This window comes from Streptomyces cyaneofuscatus (assembly GCF_033109485.1).
GTDB lineage: Bacteria > Actinomycetota > Actinomycetes > Streptomycetales > Streptomycetaceae > Streptomyces > Streptomyces cyaneofuscatus.
This window is the reverse complement of sequence record NZ_CP137002.1, coordinates 5042553-5058631: the sequence shown is the minus strand read 5'-3', so window position 1 is coordinate 5058631 and position 16079 is coordinate 5042553. Positions and strand designations below refer to the sequence as shown.

The window sequence follows — 16079 nt, the reverse complement described above, 5'->3', positions numbered from 1 at the left end:
GTGACGGAGCGGAGACCTCAGAACCTCTGCCAGGGCGACATGCCCGCGGCCCGGATACGGCGGTGGAGCAGGACGCAGTAGGCGGCGTCGAGCAGGAACGTCCACCCGTACATGACGTTGATCAGCGGGGTGAGCGGGTAGGAACGGTTGCCCAGCGCCTGGCGTGTGAAGTCGGACCAGCTCGTCGGCCAGGTCCGCTGCGGGGTGGTGGTGACGGTGAGCGCCGTGGCGATCCAGGCGCACAGGGTGCCGAGCCACTTGCCGACCGCGATGTACATGGACTGCCCCGCGGGCGACCCGCGGTCCTCCAGCATCTTGATGTACAGGATCGACATCATGAGGTTGATCCCGAACCCGGTGTACTCCCCGTCGGGGTCCGCCAGGTCGATGAACGCGTGGTAGTTGACCGACAGGGCGGCGGCCACGCAGAGTCCGAAGACGGGGCGGAAGTACCGGCCCAGGGAGCTGTCGGGGAACTGTGCCGCCCCGTACTTCCACACCTGCCAGGCGATCACAGCGTCGACCAGGAACCCGAAGATACTGGCCGTGTGGAAGTAGTCGCCCAGCGGGTCCAGGAGGAAGCCGTAGGCGAACTCCCAGGTGAGGTTGGCGAAGAGGGCGGCGAGGGGCACACCGTAGGTCTGGTCGGCGAAGCCCCGGTAGATGATCGCCGCGTAGGCGACCAGCCAGCCGACCACGCACAGCATGCCGAACAGGACGACCGCGCTCGACACCCCCTCCGCCGTGGTCTCCTCCTCGTGCCGTTCGGCCGCGGGGTCCGGATAGTCCCCCCAGGCGGGAGCGCAGTGGAGCGTGACCGCGCCTGACAGCCGGTCGCGTTCGGCGACGTCGAGCGCTTGCAGCCGCTTCTCGAACTGCCGTCGGAAATCGGCCACTTCCTCGCGCAGCCGCTCCGCCGCCGTGTCCCCGTAGGTGTCGACGAAGGCGGCGTAGATGTTGGTGCGTCCGACCGTGCCGGTGCCGTTGGCGTACTGCGTCAGGTCCCAGGCGACGTAGGCGAGGGTCTCGGCCGGCCGGAGCGCCTCGCGGAGCTCCGCGTCGCCGGGGCGGTCCCACACCCGGCCGACGTCACGGACGACGCGCAGCTCGCTGGGGGCCAGTTCCATCAGCCGGCGCAGCTGTCCGGATTCGGCCCCGCCCCGGCGGACCTGGAATTCCGTTTCGGCGAGGTCAGCGATGTCCTGCTGGGCTCGCGCCCCATCGGGAATGTTGGCGCAAATACGCGCTAACGTCCTTTCGATGCAGGCGTCTCGGAACACGATGAGATGTCCGAATAGATTCCCTCCGACCGGCTCTGGGGCGAGCGCTCCGAGTCGGCCTCGTTTCATGGCGAATGCCAGGTATCGCGCTGTCAGGCGCGATGGTGTGGCGCGAAGTTGCCCTTTCAGGGATGCCCCGAGCACCGGGCCGTGGATACCCTCCCCGACTGCGATCTCGGTGGCGCGCCGTATCGCCGGGGTCACCTGCGTGACGACCGAGGTCAGGAGCTGCCTGGCGCGTCGGGACGCGGTCAGCCTCAGGGTTCTCATGCTGTTCATTCCCGTCTCCTAGAGCGGAATCCCGCACAGCGCACCCGATCCGCGGTCACACGGCGGACACACAACCGCCTTAACGGAATCGGGAGTTCAGGTTGCGACAACCTGAACAGATGACGAACATGGTGTATCATAATGATCCGCGCCGCCCAGAGTTACAGAAGACTTACCGGACTCACCCGCAAGATCTGACGTACAGGTTCGCCACCGATTCGTCACCAGGCATCATCCGTACGGGTTTCTCACCGATATGGTTGCCGTCCGGACCACGGGGGTTTACATAATGGATACCGTTTTAGGGCACTTACTCACGGATGAAGAGTCCGAGGCATTACGCGCGGCAGCCCGGACAGCACTGAACAGCCAAGGCTCACCCGCCGATCCCACCTTCTACAAGGGATTGGACGACCACCTCCACCGCATACCGGGATCGCTCCGCGCGGCCCTGGACGAATTGCGGGAATCCCCCTCGCTGAGCGCACTGCGCATCTCGGGGGCGCGTGTCGAACCCGAGCGGTGCGGACCCACCCCGCTCACCTGGCAGGAAGCCCTCGACGACCGCCGCCAGGATCTGGAGGAGGCCCAACTGGCGCTCCTCGCCGCCTACCTGGGTGAGGTCTTCGCCTGGCCGACCATCCAGCGGGGCCGGATGGTGCAGAACCTGATCCCCGTCGAGAGCGACCGCGAGGAGCAGAGCGGCCATGGCTCGGTCGCCCTGGAGTGGCACACCGAGGACGGCTTCCACCAGGACCGGTGCCGCTATCTGGGTCTCCTCGGCATCAGGAACGACGACCGGGTGCCCACCACCATCGGCAGCGTGCACGACGTACGGCTCTCCGCGCACCACCGGTCCGTGCTTCACCAGCGGCGCTTCCTGATCCGCCCGGACCTGGAACATCTGCGTCAACTGGCCGAGCTCGACCCCGAGGACGAGGCGCTGCGGCGGGCCCGCGCGATGAACGAGAACCCGGAGCCGGCCGCCCTCCTCTTCGGCGATCCCGAGGCTCCCTGCCTGCGGATCGACGCGCCCTACACGACCTCACTGCCCGGCGACGACGAGGCCGCCGAGGCCCTGTCCGCGGTCGTCGGCGAGCTGAGCCGCGTCCAGCGGGACGTGGTGGTCGGCGAGGGCGACGTACTGATCGTGGACAACTACCGCGCCGTGCACGGTCGGCGCGCCTTCAGTCCCCGGTTCGACGGTACGGACCGCTGGCTGAAGCGGACGAGCGTGGCCGGGACCCCGCCGCCCGCCGCGGGAGAGGACACCGGCACCCGGGCGCGGGTGCTCTGAATACCGGTCCGCCGACCGCTCTGAGGGCCGGCTCCCGGGAAAGCCGCGGCCACCCTTCGGCACCGCGCCGTGAACCACCGCCATCAGCGCCACCCGGTCCATCGATGACTCGTTCAGCGAATCCATGGGGGGAATGAACGCTCGTGTCCTTCACCGTCGACAACGCCGAAATAGAAGCCGATCTTCCGGTTCCTATGGAAAATTTCCGCCGCCAGGTGAACGACAGGCTGCGCTCCTCCGTGGATTCGGTGGAACCGCCCCGGTTGCGCGAGGCGATGGCCTATTCGTTACTGGCCGACGGAAAGCGCATACGGCCGACTCTGTGTCTGCTGACGTTCGAGATATTCGACACCGATGTCTCGATCGCCCTCCCCACCGCCTGCGCCCTGGAAATGCTGCACACCGCCTCCCTCATCCATGACGACCTGCCGTCCATGGACAATGACGATTTCCGCCGGGGCAGCCCTTCCAATCACCGGGTATTCGGCGAAGGCATGGCTCTGCTGGCAGGTGACGCACTGCTCGCCTACGCACTGGAGTTCATCCTCCAGAACGCCGGGGCTTTGCCCCCGGAGAAGATCTTGGGCGTCATGGCCAAACTGATCGAGGTGGTCGGCCCGTCCGGTCTCTCCGGCGGCCAGGCGATCGACCTCCACTCCCAGGGACGCGAGCAGGTCGACGCGTGGACCGTGGAGGAGATGCACATCAAGAAGACCGGGGCGCTCATCGAGGCCTCGGTGGTCACCGGGGCCATACTCGGCGGGGCTTCGCAGCAGGACATCGCCCATCTCGTCACCTATGCGAGGAACCTCGGACTCGCCTATCAGATCGTCGACGACATTCTCGACGAGACGTCGACGTTCGAGAAGTTCGGCAAGGAGGTCGGCCAGGACCGGGCCGCCGGGAAATGGACCTACCCCCGGGTGATGGGAGTGGAGAAGGCGCGCAAGCGGGTCCGCGACCTGATCGCGCACGGCGTGGCGGAGCTCGACGGGTTCGGCGAGCGCGCCTCGATGCTCCGCTGGGCCGCCCAGGTCGTCCACGACCGGGCCGCGGCGTGACCCGCGCGGCGGGCTCCCCGGAGGAGCTGGAGACCACGGACGCCTCGGCCGTCCCGCCGAACCCGGCCGGCGCGAACATCGCCGCCTCCTGGTACGCCGCGATCAGGAGCCCGCGCCTGGGCAAGGGGCCGCACAGGATGCGGCTGTTCGGGCGCCAGGTGGTGCTCTGGCGCGACCGGCAGGGGGTGGCGCACTGCGTCGCCGCGCACTGCCCGCACCAGGGCGCCGACCTCGGTCTCGGGGACGTCGTCGACGGGCAGCTGCGCTGCCCCTTCCACCACTGGCGGTTCGACGGGAACGGGGTCTGCTCCGCCATCCCCGGGGTCGAGCGCATCCCGACGACCGCCCGGACCCGGTCCTACCCCACCCAGGAGGCCCACGGGTTCGTCTGGGTCTGGTACGGGACCCCCGAACCCCTCTTCGCCCTGCCGGAGTTCCCGGCGAAGTCCGCCAGGCCCCGCCGCTATCTCGGCTTCCACTACGACGACACGACGACCGGCACCGTCCGGCAGCTGCTGGAGAACGCCGTCGACCACCAGCACTTCAGCGCGCTGCACGGACTGGCCCTGGACGCGGTGGAGTTCCGCGTCCTGACCGAGCAGTCCGAAGCCTCGGACAACGGCCCTCCGCTGTCCCGGGACGACTCCTGGTTCGGTGTGTGGTTCTCCGGCCGGCCGCGGCGGCCGCCGCTGCGCCGCGCGCCCTTCGCCTGGCTCACCGGCGTCGTCTCCACCTTCGCGATGGGCCGCCGCATGCAGCTGCTGGTCGACGGGTGGCCGGGCGGACAGCGGTTCACGGCGTACGTGGACGGCACCGAGGTCTACAAGGTGATCATGGGGATCGTCCCCGAGGGCGACCGGGCCACGCGGCAGATCGGCTGGGCAGGGGTACGCCGTACCGGACGCTGGCCCCGCACCCTCTTCAACTACGCCCTGTTCTGGGTCCAGAACAGGGCCGGGACCTTCCAGGACGTGCCCGTCTACGACTCGACCCGCAACGCCCAGCGCACGGTCTACGTGCGCTACGACAACGGGCTGCTCCGGTTCCGCCGCTACTACCAGTCGTGGGTCGACCGGGTGACGGACGACGGAAGGACGGGCACATGAGTCTCGCGCCGGTACGCGGACAGCCGCCCCGCGACCTCGAAGCGCCCCGCGGCCTGGCGCGCGGGTGGTACGTCGCCGAGCGCTCCGCCCGGGTGGGGCGCCGGCCCCGGGCCACGGTCGTGGCCGGGACCGAAGTGGTGGTGTGGCGCGCGGGCGACGGCGCGGCCGTGGTCATGGACCGCTTCTGCCCCCATCAGGGAGCCGCGCTGGAGCTGGGACGGGTGGTGGACGGCGCGCTGCGCTGCGCGTTCCACCACTGGCGGTTCGACGGCGAGGGAACGTGCGTGGCCGCCCCCGCGACCCGGCGGGTGCCCCGCGGCGCCTCGGCACGGGTGCACCCGTCCTGGGAGGGGCTCGGCTACGTCTGGACGTGGGTGGGATCGGCGGTCCCGGAGTACCCCCCGCCGGACTTCCCCCACCTGGAGCGATCCGCGCGGTCCGGCCGGCGCTACCGGTTCGCCTTCGAGACGAACGCGACCGCGCGCCGGGTGCTGGAGAACGGCTTCGACCTGCCCCACTTCCCGGTGGTCCACGGGATCGCCGGCGATCTGCGGCTCACCTGGGACGCCGAGGAGGACAAGCACACGATCGGGGCCCGCATCATCACGGACTCGATCACCCTGCCGCCCCCGCTGGACCGGGCTCCTGGCCTGGGGCGGCTCTGTCTGCACCTGCGCTCGACACCCTCGTACCAGGTGCTGACCTTCGAGCTGGACGACCGCCCGATGGCCCACGAGCTGCTGGCCGTGACGCCGACGGCCGAGGGCGCGACGACCATGCACGGCTGGACCGTCATGCCGAGGACCGGCGGCCTGCTCGGCTCCGCCCCGGCCTTCTGGGCGTACCGGCTCCAGCACTGGTGGGGAACGCGCGCGGACCTGCGTATCTACCGGGACGCCGAGGAGACCGACGGATCGGTCAACACCTCGGACGACGAGGGCGTGCTGCGGTTCCGTCAGTTCCATCGCGGCTGGACGGGGCGGGTCACGGAGTGAAGGGGCCGACGCCGCCTGGACGGTGGATTGTGGAGAAGGGGACCGGATGAGGCAGAAGACGTCCGAGCGGCTGGCCGCGGCGGCGCGGCCGGTCAGCAACCTCGCCTCGGGCTGGTACGTCGCGCTCCCCTCCGCGGAGCTGCGGGGCAGGCCGAGGAAGGCCACCCTCTTCGGGAGGGGGCACGTCGTCTGGCGCGGCGCCGACGGCCGGGCCCATGTGCAGGGCGCGGTCTGCCCGCACGCGGGAGCCGCCCTGTACGGCGGCAAGGTGGTCGACGGCACGCTGGAATGCCCCTTCCACCGGTGGCGGTTCGACGGGTCGGGGACGTGCGTCTCCGTACCGGGACGGGTCCCGCCCCGGCGGGCGGCCGTCGCCACGCTGCCCACCCGCGAGTCCTCGGGCTTCGTGTGGGTCTGGTACGGGAAGGGGGCGCCGCGGTACGAGCCGCCGGACCTGCCCGGCCTCCGGGCGCGGCGGCTCCCGAGCACCCGCAACTTCCGCCTGGCCGACCCGACCAGGGCCACCACCCGGCGGATCCTGGAGAACACCTACGACCCGGACCACCTGGTGGCCCTGCACGGGCTCACCGTGACCGGGGACGCCCGCATCACGTTCCCGCCGGCGGACGGCCTCCCGGAGGAGCGCTGCGACGCGACCCTGACCTGGCCCTCGTACCGGGGTCCTCTGGGCGCGGTGTCGAACGTGTTCGGGCTCAACGCCGACGAGTTCACCCTGCGGCTGCGCGGCTGGGCGAGCTGCCAGGAGATCGAGTACTACGCGGACGGCAGGCGCCTGTACCGGATGGTGCTGGCCGTCACCCCGATCGGGGAGCACCACAGCGTCCAGCACATCAGCGCCGCCGTGGACGCCGACGGGGCGGGGGTCATGGGCCGGCTGCGCTCCCTGGTCCACCGTGCCGAGGTCCAGGTGGCCGCCCGCCAGGACCTCCCGGTCTTCGACACGCTGCTGCCGGGTGACCGGCACGGCATCTACGTGCCCGGGGACGAGGCGGTCCGGCGGTTCCGGCGGTTCTATCAGCAGTGGGTGGAGTTGGCGCAGCGTGGCTGAGCGTGTCGTGAGTCTGGCCGAGGCCGCCGGACTGCCCGTGGAGCAGGTCGGCGGCAAGGCCAAGGGGCTGGGGCGGCTGGTGGCGGCGGGGTTCCCCGTACCGCCCGGCTTCTGCCTGCCGGTGGGGGTCTTCGCCGCGTCGGCGGGCCGGGAGGAGGACGGCGGGCCCGGGCTCCTGCCCGACGCCGTCGCGGAGGTACGGGCCCACTGGGAGGCCCTGCGCGCGCCGCACGGCGTCGCCGTACGGTCGTCCGCCACCAGCGAGGACGGTGCGGTGAGCAGCGCCGCCGGCCAGTACGAGAGCATCCTCGGCGTCCGCACCTTCGAGGAGCTGCTGGCCGCCGTCGGCCGGTGCCAGAGGTCCCGGCACTCCGCCGCCGCCGGGGTCTACCGGGACCGGATCGGCCTCGCCGACGGTGCCCCGGCGATGGCCGTCGTGGTGCAGGCGATGCTGGACCCCACCTGGGCCGGAGTGCTGTTCACGGCGGAGGGCCCGGCCGCTGAGGACGGCCACCTGGTCCTCGTGGAGGCGGTCGAAGGGCTCGGCACCGGCCTCGTGGACGGAGTGGTCGAGCCGGAACGGGCGGTGTTCTCCCGGAGCGAGCCGCACGCCCCGGCGTTCAGCACCGCGTTCGGGGAGCGGATGGGCGGGACGGAGGGGCGCGAGGGCCCCCTGCGCTCGCTGGTACGGACGGCGCTGGCGGTGGAGAAGGCACTGGGCGCACCGCAGGACATCGAGTGGGCGCTGGACGGCGCCGGAGTCCACCTGTTGCAGGCCCGCCCGATCACCGCCGCCGTCCCCCTCCCGACGCGGTTCGGCGACTGGGCCGCCGAGGTCCCGGGGACGCGGTGGGCCCGGATGAGCATCTGTGACTCCTGGCTGTCCGATCCGCTCTCCCCGCTCTTCGCGACCACCCTGTTCCCGACCCTGATCGACCGGTGGGCGACCAACTGGGGCGGTCCGACCGGACAGCGGGCGCGGAACCCGCTGATCCCCGAGCCGATGCACGGGACCGTCAACGGGTTCGCGTACCTGCGGTTCGACTTCCCCCTCTCCCGGCACCCCCTGCGCACCCTGCGGCTCACCGCACGCTGGCTGGGCTTCCACCTCTCGCCCGTGGAGCGGCGCTGGCGCGAGGAGGTGCTGCCCGCGCTCCGGGACGGTCTGGAGCGGGTACGGGACACACCGCTCGCCGACCTGTCGTCGGCCGAGGTGCTGCGGCGGATCCGGACCGTCGAGGAGCTGAGCGCCCGCTACTGGGCGGTGATCGGAGGGCTCGCCTGGCACTGGAACGCCGGCGAGTGGCTCCTGGGGAAGGTCCTGGCACGCGGCGGCCGCCGTACCGCCGGACTCACGGCCGGGGCGCTGCTGGTCGGCGAGGACCGGCTCGCCCACCAGGCCGACCGGGCACTCGACCGGATCGCGGCGGCCCCGGAGGACGAGGAGCGGCTGCTCGACGCGTACCTGCGCCGCTTCGGCCACCTGGTGTACAGCCTCGACCCGGCCGAGCCCACGGCGATCGACGATCCCTCGATGCTCCGCTCGGTGATAGCCGGCCGCCGCCGGGACGGCACCGGTGGACCGGGCGGCCCGCCGGTGCCGGGTTCCGGCGCCGCCGGTCCGGCCCGCCGGCTCGGGCGCGGGCCGCTGGGCCAGGTACGGCACCGGGTCCACCGGTGGGCGAACCACTGGAGCGGTGTGCGGGACGAGGCGCTGCACCACTTCACGCTGGGCTGGCCGTTCATGCGGGCCGGATATCTCGAACTCGGCCGCCGGCTGGTCGGCGCCGGCCTGCTCGACACCGACGACGACGTCTTCTACCTGACCGGGGAGGAGCTGTCCGGCTGGGTGGGCACGGCCACGGGCGACGCGCGCTGGCGCGACCTGGTGCACCGGCGCCGCCTGCGACGCCAGTGGCAGCGGCGCCTGGACCCGCCGGACGTGGTCCCCGCCGACGCGCGGATCGTGCTCTTCGGCTCGGACATCACGTCCCTCGCCCTGTTCGGGGTCGAGCGGCAGGAGGACCGGGCCGACGGGCTCAGCGGATCGGCCGTGAGCCCGGGGAGCTACACGGGCCGGGCCCGGGTGATCCAGGAGATCACCGAGGCGGACACGCTGGAGAAGGGCGAGGTGCTCGTCGTACGGCAGGTGACGCCGGCGTGGGCGCCCCTGCTCGCCCGGGCCGGAGCGGTGGTGGCCGATGTCGGGGGCGCGCTGTCCCACGGCTCGGTGGTGGCGCGCGAGTACGGCATCCCGGCGGTGATGGGGGTCAGGACCGCGACCTCGCGCATCACCAGCGGAACCCTGCTGACCGTGGACGGCGACGCGGGCACCGTCCAGCTGCGGGTGGAGCCGTGACCACGCCCCACTCCCCGCCGAAGCGCCGCACCACCCGCACCCGGGTGATCCGGGTGCTGCTGTTCGTCGCGGTGGCCGTCAGCCTCGTGATCACCCTGCGGGGCCTGGACCCGGGCCACCTGTGGGCGGTCGTCACGGACGCCGACCCGCGCTGGCTGACCCTGGCCGTCCTGGCCAACGTGGCCTCGCAGGTGACCCGTGCCCTCGGCTGGAACGCCATGTTCACCGGGTCCCGGATCCGCCTGGGCCTCCTGGTGCGCATCGAGTTCGCCGTACAGGCGGCGGCCGCCGTCAGCCCGGAGGGGGTGGGCGAGTTCGTCCGGGTGGGCTACCTCCTGCGCGAGGGGGTGGCCCGGACGGTGACCGTCACGCTCATGCTGGTCCGCAAGTTCTTCTCCAGCCTGGGTCTGGTGCCCTTCCTGGTGGTCATCTGGTGGCCGGGCAGTGGGATGCCCGGCTGGGCGGTGGCCGTCGCCTGGGCGTACCTGGCGGTGCTGACCGTGGAGTCCCTCCTGATCGTGCGGGTCGCGCGCACCCCGTCGGCCCCGGCCCGGGAGGGCCGGCTGCGGCAGATCGTCTTCGACGCGCGCACCTCCCTCGGGCCGGTGCGACGGCCACGCGTCTTCGCGGAGGTGGGGGCGGCCGGGCTGGTCACCAGGGCGCTCGACCTGGTGGCGGCCGCCGCGGTCGCGAAGGCCCTCGGCCTGGGGCTGTCGGCGGCCGTCCTGGTGCTGGTCCTGCTGTCGGTCGAGGTGTCCAACATCATGCCGACCCTGCCGGGTCAGGTGGGCACCTTCGAGGCGGCCGTGCTGGCGGCGACGGCCGGTGTCCTCGGACAGGCCGAAGGGTTGGCCTTCGCACTGGTTTTCCATGCCCAACAAGTGCTTCCCCAGATCCCGCTGGGGATGATGACGATGGCAGGCCGTTCACTCCTGCCGAACCGATCGAAACAGGATCCGACATGACCGAACCATGGAACGTCGATACTCCCAAGGTGATTCAGCTGCCCTCCGGGCGGCGGATCCGGGGGCGCGGCCTCAGGTATGACCTGCCGGAGGGGCAGACCCCGACCTTTGCCGTACACCTGACGGACCACCGGCCGGCCGACCAGCCGTGGGAATCGGTGTGGGTGCCCTGGCGGGACTTCTGGCTGCCCGCCGACCCGGCGGAGGCGATGACCAAGCTCCGCCTGGCGTACGAGCGGGCCGCGAGCGAACGGGTGGAGATCTGCTGCGGAGGGGGCATCGGCCGGACGGGGACGGCGCTGTCCGCGATCTGCGTCTTCGAGGGCATGGACCCCAAGGAAGCGGTCAAGTGGGTGCGGAAGAACTACCACTCGCGTGCGGTCGAGGTGCCCTGGCAGCGGCGTTTCATCCGCCAGACCTTCGCCGCCGACGCATCCGGCGGAGGACGGGCCGACCACCCGTGACGAGCAGGTGAGCGAGACGCCCGGCCAGGGCTTCCGGCCGGGCGTCTCCGCTGTGCGGCCGAAGGGAAATACGGGGGCTAGCCCCCGTGTTCCGGCGCGCCCGCGCTCGTAACGTAACGGGTATGGAAGCCCGAGACCACGAGATCGAGAAGGAGCTCGCCGCCACCCTCCAGGCGCGCCGCGAGCTGGGTCCGGAGTACGAGTCCGCGCTCGTCGACTCGTTCCTGGAGAAGGTCGAGCAGCGCCTCGACACCACCCTGGACCGCCAGGTCCGGCGCCACCTCGCCGAGCAGCAGGTGACGGCCGCCCGGGACCCCCGGTCCATATCGCCGCCGTCCGCCGGGGCGCTGTCCGGCTTCGGGGAGCGGTTCGGGTTCGGGGTCGTATCGCTCGTGCTGGCCGTCCCGCTCTCCGCGATCGGGGTCGCCAACGCGGGCATCGAGGGGCTGGTGGTGGCCTGGATGGGGATCGTCGGGGTGAACGTGGCCAACGCGTCGCGCGGCGGGGGCCTGTTCCGGCAGCGGGGGCGGGAGCGGCGCGCGGCCCCGGCCTCGGAGTGGCAGGACTGACCGGGTGACGTAGCCGCGCAGAAGACACACGGGACGTGGCCGGGAACGGCCGCGCGGCCGGGCCCACCGGGGGGTCCGGCCGCGCGTCCAGGGGATACCCCTGAGGTATGTCACGGGGGCCGCCGCACCCCCGGTGGCCCGGGGGGCGGGACGACGGCGGTCCCCGCGAAGGACGCGGTCCGGGTCAGGGCCGGATGCCCGCGTCCGGGCGACGGTGGAGGTCCGGGAGCCGCTCCGTAGTCCGGTGTCGCCGTTCTGGGTGCCGGCGGGTTTCCCTGCCGACACCCACCAATGTGCCGGAGCCGTGTTAAGCGGGTGCTGCGCGGACGTGACGCGCTCGTACCGTTTTCGCGAAGCCCTGACCGCGACCGGCCCCGGTCGGACCTGACCGGGTCAGACCTTCGCGGACCCGGCGTCCTTCGCGAGGAACGCCAGCACGTCCTGCCTGCTCACGACGCCCTTCGGCTTGCCCTCGACGAGCACGATCGCCGCATCCGCACCATCGGCACCACTGAGCGCGGCCATCAGGTCCTCGACCGGCTCGCCCGAGCCGACCTGCGGCAGCGGGGCCGACATGTGCTTCTCCAGCGGGTCGCTGAGCGAGGCGCGCTGGGTGAACAGGGCGTCCAGCAGCTGCCGCTCGACGACGGAGCCGATGACCTCGGCGGCCATCACGTCGGGGTGTCCGGCGCCCGGCTTCACGATCGGCATCTGGGAGACGCCGTACTCACGCAGCACGTCGATCGCCTGGCCGACCGTCTCGTCCGGGTGCATGTGGACGAGGGAGGGCAGCGGGCCCTCCTTGAAGTTGAGCACCGCGCTGACCTGCGGGGAGGAGCTGGTGTCCTCCAGGAAGCCGTAGTCGGCCATCCACTCGTCGTTGAAGATCTTGCTCAGGTAGCCGCGGCCGCTGTCGGGCAGCAGCACCACCACGACGTCGTCCGGGCCGAGCCGCCGGGCGACCTCCAGGGCCCCGACGACCGCCATACCGCAGGAGCCGCCGACGAGCAGGCCCTCCTCCTTGGCGAGGCGGCGGGTCATCTGGAAGGTGTCCTTGTCGGAGACCGCGACGATCTCGTCGGTGACCTCGGCGTCGTAGGCGGAGGGCCAGAAGTCCTCGCCGACGCCCTCGACCAGGTACGGCCGGCCGGAGCCGCCGGAGTAGACCGAGCCCTCCGGGTCGGTGCCGATGACCTGGACGGCGCCCTTGCTGATCTCCTTGAGGTAGCGCCCGGTGCCGGTGATCGTGCCGCCGGTGCCGACGCCCGCGACGAAGTGGGTGATCTTCCCCTCCGTCTGCTCCCACAGCTCGGGACCGGTGGTCTCGTAGTGCGAGCGCGGGTTGTTCGGGTTGGAGTACTGGTCCGGCTTCCAGGCCCCGGGCGTCTCGGTGACCAGGCGGTCGGAGACGTTGTAGTACGAGTCCGGGTGCTCCGGGTCAACCGCGCTGGGGCAGACGACGACCTCGGCGCCGTACGCGCGCAGCACGTTGATCTTGTCCGTGGACACCTTGTCCGGGCAGACGAAGATGCACTTGTAGCCCTTCTGCTGGGCGACGATCGCCAGGCCGACGCCCGTGTTGCCGCTGGTCGGCTCGATGATCGTGCCGCCGGGCTTGAGCTCGCCGCTCTGCTCGGCCGCCTCGATCATGCGCAGGGCGATGCGGTCCTTCACCGACCCGCCAGGGTTGAAGTACTCGACCTTGGCCAGGACGGTCGCCTGGATGCCTGCCGTGACGTTGCGCAGCCTCACCAGCGGGGTGTTGCCGACAAGAGTGATCAGCGAATCGTGGAATTGCACCGTGTACTCCGGGATCTCCGAGATGGTCCGGCCCAGAGTATGCGTACGGGCCGGACGATGCGTACGTACGGGCTCCGTCCCGGGAAAGGGAGGCCGGAAAGCGAGGTCGGACACGGAGCGTACGGGCCCGGGGACGCGCGGTGCGATTGGGCGGCGCACTTCACGGGGCAGGTAGGTACATGTAGGGCGGTACGGCGAGAAGGAGGTGGACCGGACTGTGTCGAGAGCAAGGGTGGCACGGCGGATCGCGGCGGGCGCGGCTTACGGCGGTGGCAGCATCGGACTGATCGGTGCGGCGGCCGTCGGCGTGTTCCTGGCGGAGGTCCAGCTCGCGAAGAGGCAGGTGGGCGGCGGTACGGCACCGGTTCCGCCGAGTGCGGACGGGCGGTACGGGGTGGCGTTCGCCGGGCCGAACGATCCGTTGCGGCTCGGGATGCTGGGGGATTCGACGGCGGCGGGCCAGGGCGTGCGGCGGGCCGGGCAGACCCCGGGGGCGCTGCTCGCCTCGGGGCTCGCGGCGGTGTCCGAGCGGCCGGTGGACCTGCGGAACGTGGCGCTGCCGGGGGCCAGGTCGGACGATCTGGAGCGGCAGGTCTCGCTGCTGCTCGCGGACCCGGCCCGTACCCCGGACGTCTGCGTGATCATGATCGGGGCGAACGACGTCACCCACCGGATGCCCGCCACCCAGTCGGTGCGCTGTCTGACGACGGCGGTGCGCCGACTGCGGACGGCGGGGGCGGAGGTGGTCGTCGGGACCTGCCCGGACCTGGGCACGATCGAGCCGGTGTACCAGCCGCTGCGGTGGCTGGCCCGGCGGGTGAGCAGGCAGCTGGCGGCAGCGCAGACGATCGGCTCGGTGGAGCAGGGCGGGCGCACGGTGTCGCTGGGCGACCTGCTGGGCCCGGAGTTCGCGGCGAACCCGCGCGAGCTGTTCGGCCCGGACAACTACCACCCCTCCGCCGAGGGGTACGCGACGGCGGCGATGGCGGTGCTGCCGACGCTCTGCGCGGTGCTGGGCCTGTGGCCGGAGTCGGACCGGCTGGACGGTTCGCGCCGCGAGGACATCCTCCCGGTGGCCAAGGCGGCCTCCCAGGCGGCCCGCGAGGCCGGTACGGAGGTCACGGGGGCGCGCGCCCCCTGGGCGCTCCTCAAGCACCGCAGGAGGCGGCGTCTGCCCGCCTCAACGGAGACGGAACCGGCGGCGGCACCCCATCCACACCCGGACGCGGCGCACGGGCACACATAGGGCTTCCCGGACCGGGCACCCGGCAGGCCGCAGAGGGCTGAGCAAGCGCTTAGAAAAGAGTCGCTCATCACACGGCCTGCCGGGTGACCCGGGCCATACGCCCGGGTAGCTTCCAAGGGAGTTCCCCCTGTCCACCCAGCTTTCCAGCCCTCATGGAGCCGCGTGATGCCCGAAGCCGTGATCGTCTCTGCCGCCCGTTCGCCGATCGGCCGCGCCTTCAAGGGGTCCCTCAAGGACCTGCGCGCGGACGACCTGACCGCCACGATCATCCAGACCGCGCTGGCCAAGGTCCCCGAGCTGGACCCGAAGGACATCGATGACCTGATGCTGGGCTGCGGTCTGCCCGGGGGCGAGCAGGGCAACAACCTGGGCCGCATCATCGCCGTACAGATGGGGATGGACCACCTTCCCGGCTGTACGGTCACCCGCTACTGCTCCTCCTCCCTCCAGACCAGCCGGATGGCGCTGCACGCGATCAAGGCGGGCGAGGGCGACGTCTTCATCTCGGCGGGCGTCGAGATGGTGTCCCGCTTCACCAAGGGCAACTCCGACAGCCTCCCGGACACGCACAACCCGCTCTTCGCCGAGGCCGAGGCCCGCACCGCCGCCCGCGCCGAGGAGTCCGGCGCCGGCTGGCACGACCCGCGTGAGGACGGCATCGTCCCGGACGCGTACATCTCGATGGGGCAGACGGCGGAGAACCTGGCCCGGTCCAAGGGCGTCACCCGCCAGGACATGGACGAGTTCGGCGTACGGTCGCAGAACCTCGCCGAGGAAGCCCTGAAGAACGGCTTCTGGGAGCGGGAGATCACCCCGGTCACCACCCCCGACGGCACGGTCGTCTCCAAGGACGACGGCCCGCGCGCCGGCGTCACGCTGGAGGGCGTGCAGGGCCTGAAGCCGGTCTTCCGCCCCGACGGCCTCGTCACCGCGGGCAACTGCTGCCCGCTCAACGACGGCGCCGCCGCCCTGGTGATCATGTCCGACACCAAGGCGCGCGAGCTGGGCCTGACCCCGCTGGCCCGGATCGTCTCCACCGGTGTCTCCGGCCTCTCCCCCGAGATCATGGGCTACGGCCCCGTCGAGGCGAGCAAGCAGGCGCTGAAGCGGGCGGGCCTGACCATCGGCGACATCGACCTCGCCGAGCTGAACGAGGCGTTCGCCGCCCAGGTCATCCCCTCCTACCGGGACCTCGGCCTGCCGCTGGAGAAGGTCAACGTCAACGGCGGCGCGATCGCGGTCGGCCACCCCTTCGGCATGACCGGCGCCCGCATCACCGGCACGCTGATCAACAGCCTCCAGTTCCACGACAAGCAGTGGGGCCTGGAGACGATGTGCGTGGGCGGCGGGCAGGGCATGGCGATGGTGATCGAGCGGCTCAGCTAACCCCACCGAGCCCCGACCGTGACCGAATCTCCCCCAGGATGTGATCTGCGTCCCGGGGGAGAGTCGTTTTCGCAGGTCACAGCCTTTTGGCGCTAAACATCGGACCGAAAGACCTGTCCATTTCGTGACGTAATGCACTGACAGCCGGTACGGGTACAGGCCAAGCTGATGTAGGAAGTCGGGGGTATCGATTGAAACCGGGAGTTGTCAGT

The 16079-nt window shown here is 71.4% G+C and carries 13 protein-coding genes; 11 read left to right on the top strand and 2 right to left on the bottom strand.

Features of this window, described 5'->3' with window-relative positions:
• Positions 1-17: 17 nt before the first annotated feature.
• Positions 18-1127, bottom strand: a complete 1110-nt coding sequence (locus R2B67_RS22335; protein WP_317820534.1) for a transmembrane-type terpene cyclase — start codon at positions 1125-1127, stop codon at positions 18-20.
• A gap of 829 nt (positions 1128-1956) precedes the next feature.
• Between R2B67_RS22335 and R2B67_RS22330 the strand changes: the two genes are divergently transcribed.
• From R2B67_RS22330 to R2B67_RS22290, 9 genes are all read left to right on the top strand, one after another.
• Positions 1957-2847, top strand: coding sequence for a TauD/TfdA family dioxygenase (locus tag R2B67_RS22330; protein ID WP_317820532.1), 891 nt, complete (start codon positions 1957-1959; stop codon positions 2845-2847).
• A 143-nt stretch (positions 2848-2990) separates the two neighbouring features.
• Positions 2991-3908, top strand: coding sequence for a polyprenyl synthetase family protein (locus tag R2B67_RS22325; RefSeq protein ID WP_158689995.1), 918 nt, complete (start codon positions 2991-2993; stop codon positions 3906-3908).
• Entirely contained in the window at positions 3905-5014 is a 1110-nt protein-coding gene (locus tag R2B67_RS22320; protein ID WP_317820528.1) for a Rieske 2Fe-2S domain-containing protein, read from the top strand. The genes R2B67_RS22325 and R2B67_RS22320 overlap by 4 nt, the downstream gene beginning before the upstream one ends.
• A complete protein-coding gene (locus tag R2B67_RS22315) occupies positions 5011-6009 on the top strand; it encodes a Rieske 2Fe-2S domain-containing protein (protein ID WP_317820526.1) in 999 nt (332 codons plus the stop codon). Before R2B67_RS22320 ends, R2B67_RS22315 begins: the two co-directional genes overlap by 4 nt.
• Before the next feature lie 46 nt (positions 6010-6055).
• Positions 6056-7078, top strand: a complete 1023-nt coding sequence (locus R2B67_RS22310) for a Rieske 2Fe-2S domain-containing protein (protein WP_018515606.1) — start codon at positions 6056-6058, stop codon at positions 7076-7078.
• Positions 7071-9437: a PEP/pyruvate-binding domain-containing protein gene (locus tag R2B67_RS22305; protein WP_317820523.1), complete on the top strand. Its 2367-nt coding sequence runs from the start codon at positions 7071-7073 to the stop codon at positions 9435-9437. Before R2B67_RS22310 ends, R2B67_RS22305 begins: the two co-directional genes overlap by 8 nt.
• Positions 9434-10402 carry a lysylphosphatidylglycerol synthase transmembrane domain-containing protein gene (locus tag R2B67_RS22300; RefSeq protein ID WP_018515608.1) on the top strand — a complete coding sequence of 323 codons (969 nt, stop codon included), beginning with the start codon at positions 9434-9436 and terminating at the stop codon, positions 10400-10402. Before R2B67_RS22305 ends, R2B67_RS22300 begins: the two co-directional genes overlap by 4 nt.
• A complete protein-coding gene (locus R2B67_RS22295; protein ID WP_317820521.1) occupies positions 10399-10866 on the top strand; it encodes a protein-tyrosine phosphatase family protein in 468 nt (155 codons plus the stop codon). Before R2B67_RS22300 ends, R2B67_RS22295 begins: the two co-directional genes overlap by 4 nt.
• Before the next feature lie 122 nt (positions 10867-10988).
• The gene (locus R2B67_RS22290; RefSeq protein ID WP_317820519.1) at positions 10989-11435 is read left to right on the top strand and encodes a hypothetical protein; all 447 of its coding nucleotides are present in this window, start codon (positions 10989-10991) and stop codon (positions 11433-11435) included.
• Between the two features lie 393 nt (positions 11436-11828).
• Here R2B67_RS22290 and R2B67_RS22285 read toward each other — a convergent pair whose 3' ends face one another.
• Complete coding sequence (locus tag R2B67_RS22285) at positions 11829-13235, bottom strand: cystathionine beta-synthase (RefSeq protein WP_317820517.1); 1407 nt, start codon at positions 13233-13235, stop codon at positions 11829-11831.
• A 232-nt stretch (positions 13236-13467) separates the two neighbouring features.
• On the opposite strand from R2B67_RS22285, the gene R2B67_RS22280 reads away from it, so the two are divergent.
• The gene (locus tag R2B67_RS22280) at positions 13468-14481 is read left to right on the top strand and encodes an SGNH/GDSL hydrolase family protein (protein WP_018515612.1); all 1014 of its coding nucleotides are present in this window, start codon (positions 13468-13470) and stop codon (positions 14479-14481) included.
• Positions 14482-14646: 165 nt separating this feature from the next.
• Entirely contained in the window at positions 14647-15867 is a 1221-nt protein-coding gene (locus tag R2B67_RS22275) for an acetyl-CoA C-acetyltransferase (RefSeq protein ID WP_128844858.1), read from the top strand.
• The last annotated feature ends 212 nt before the right edge of the window (positions 15868-16079 follow it).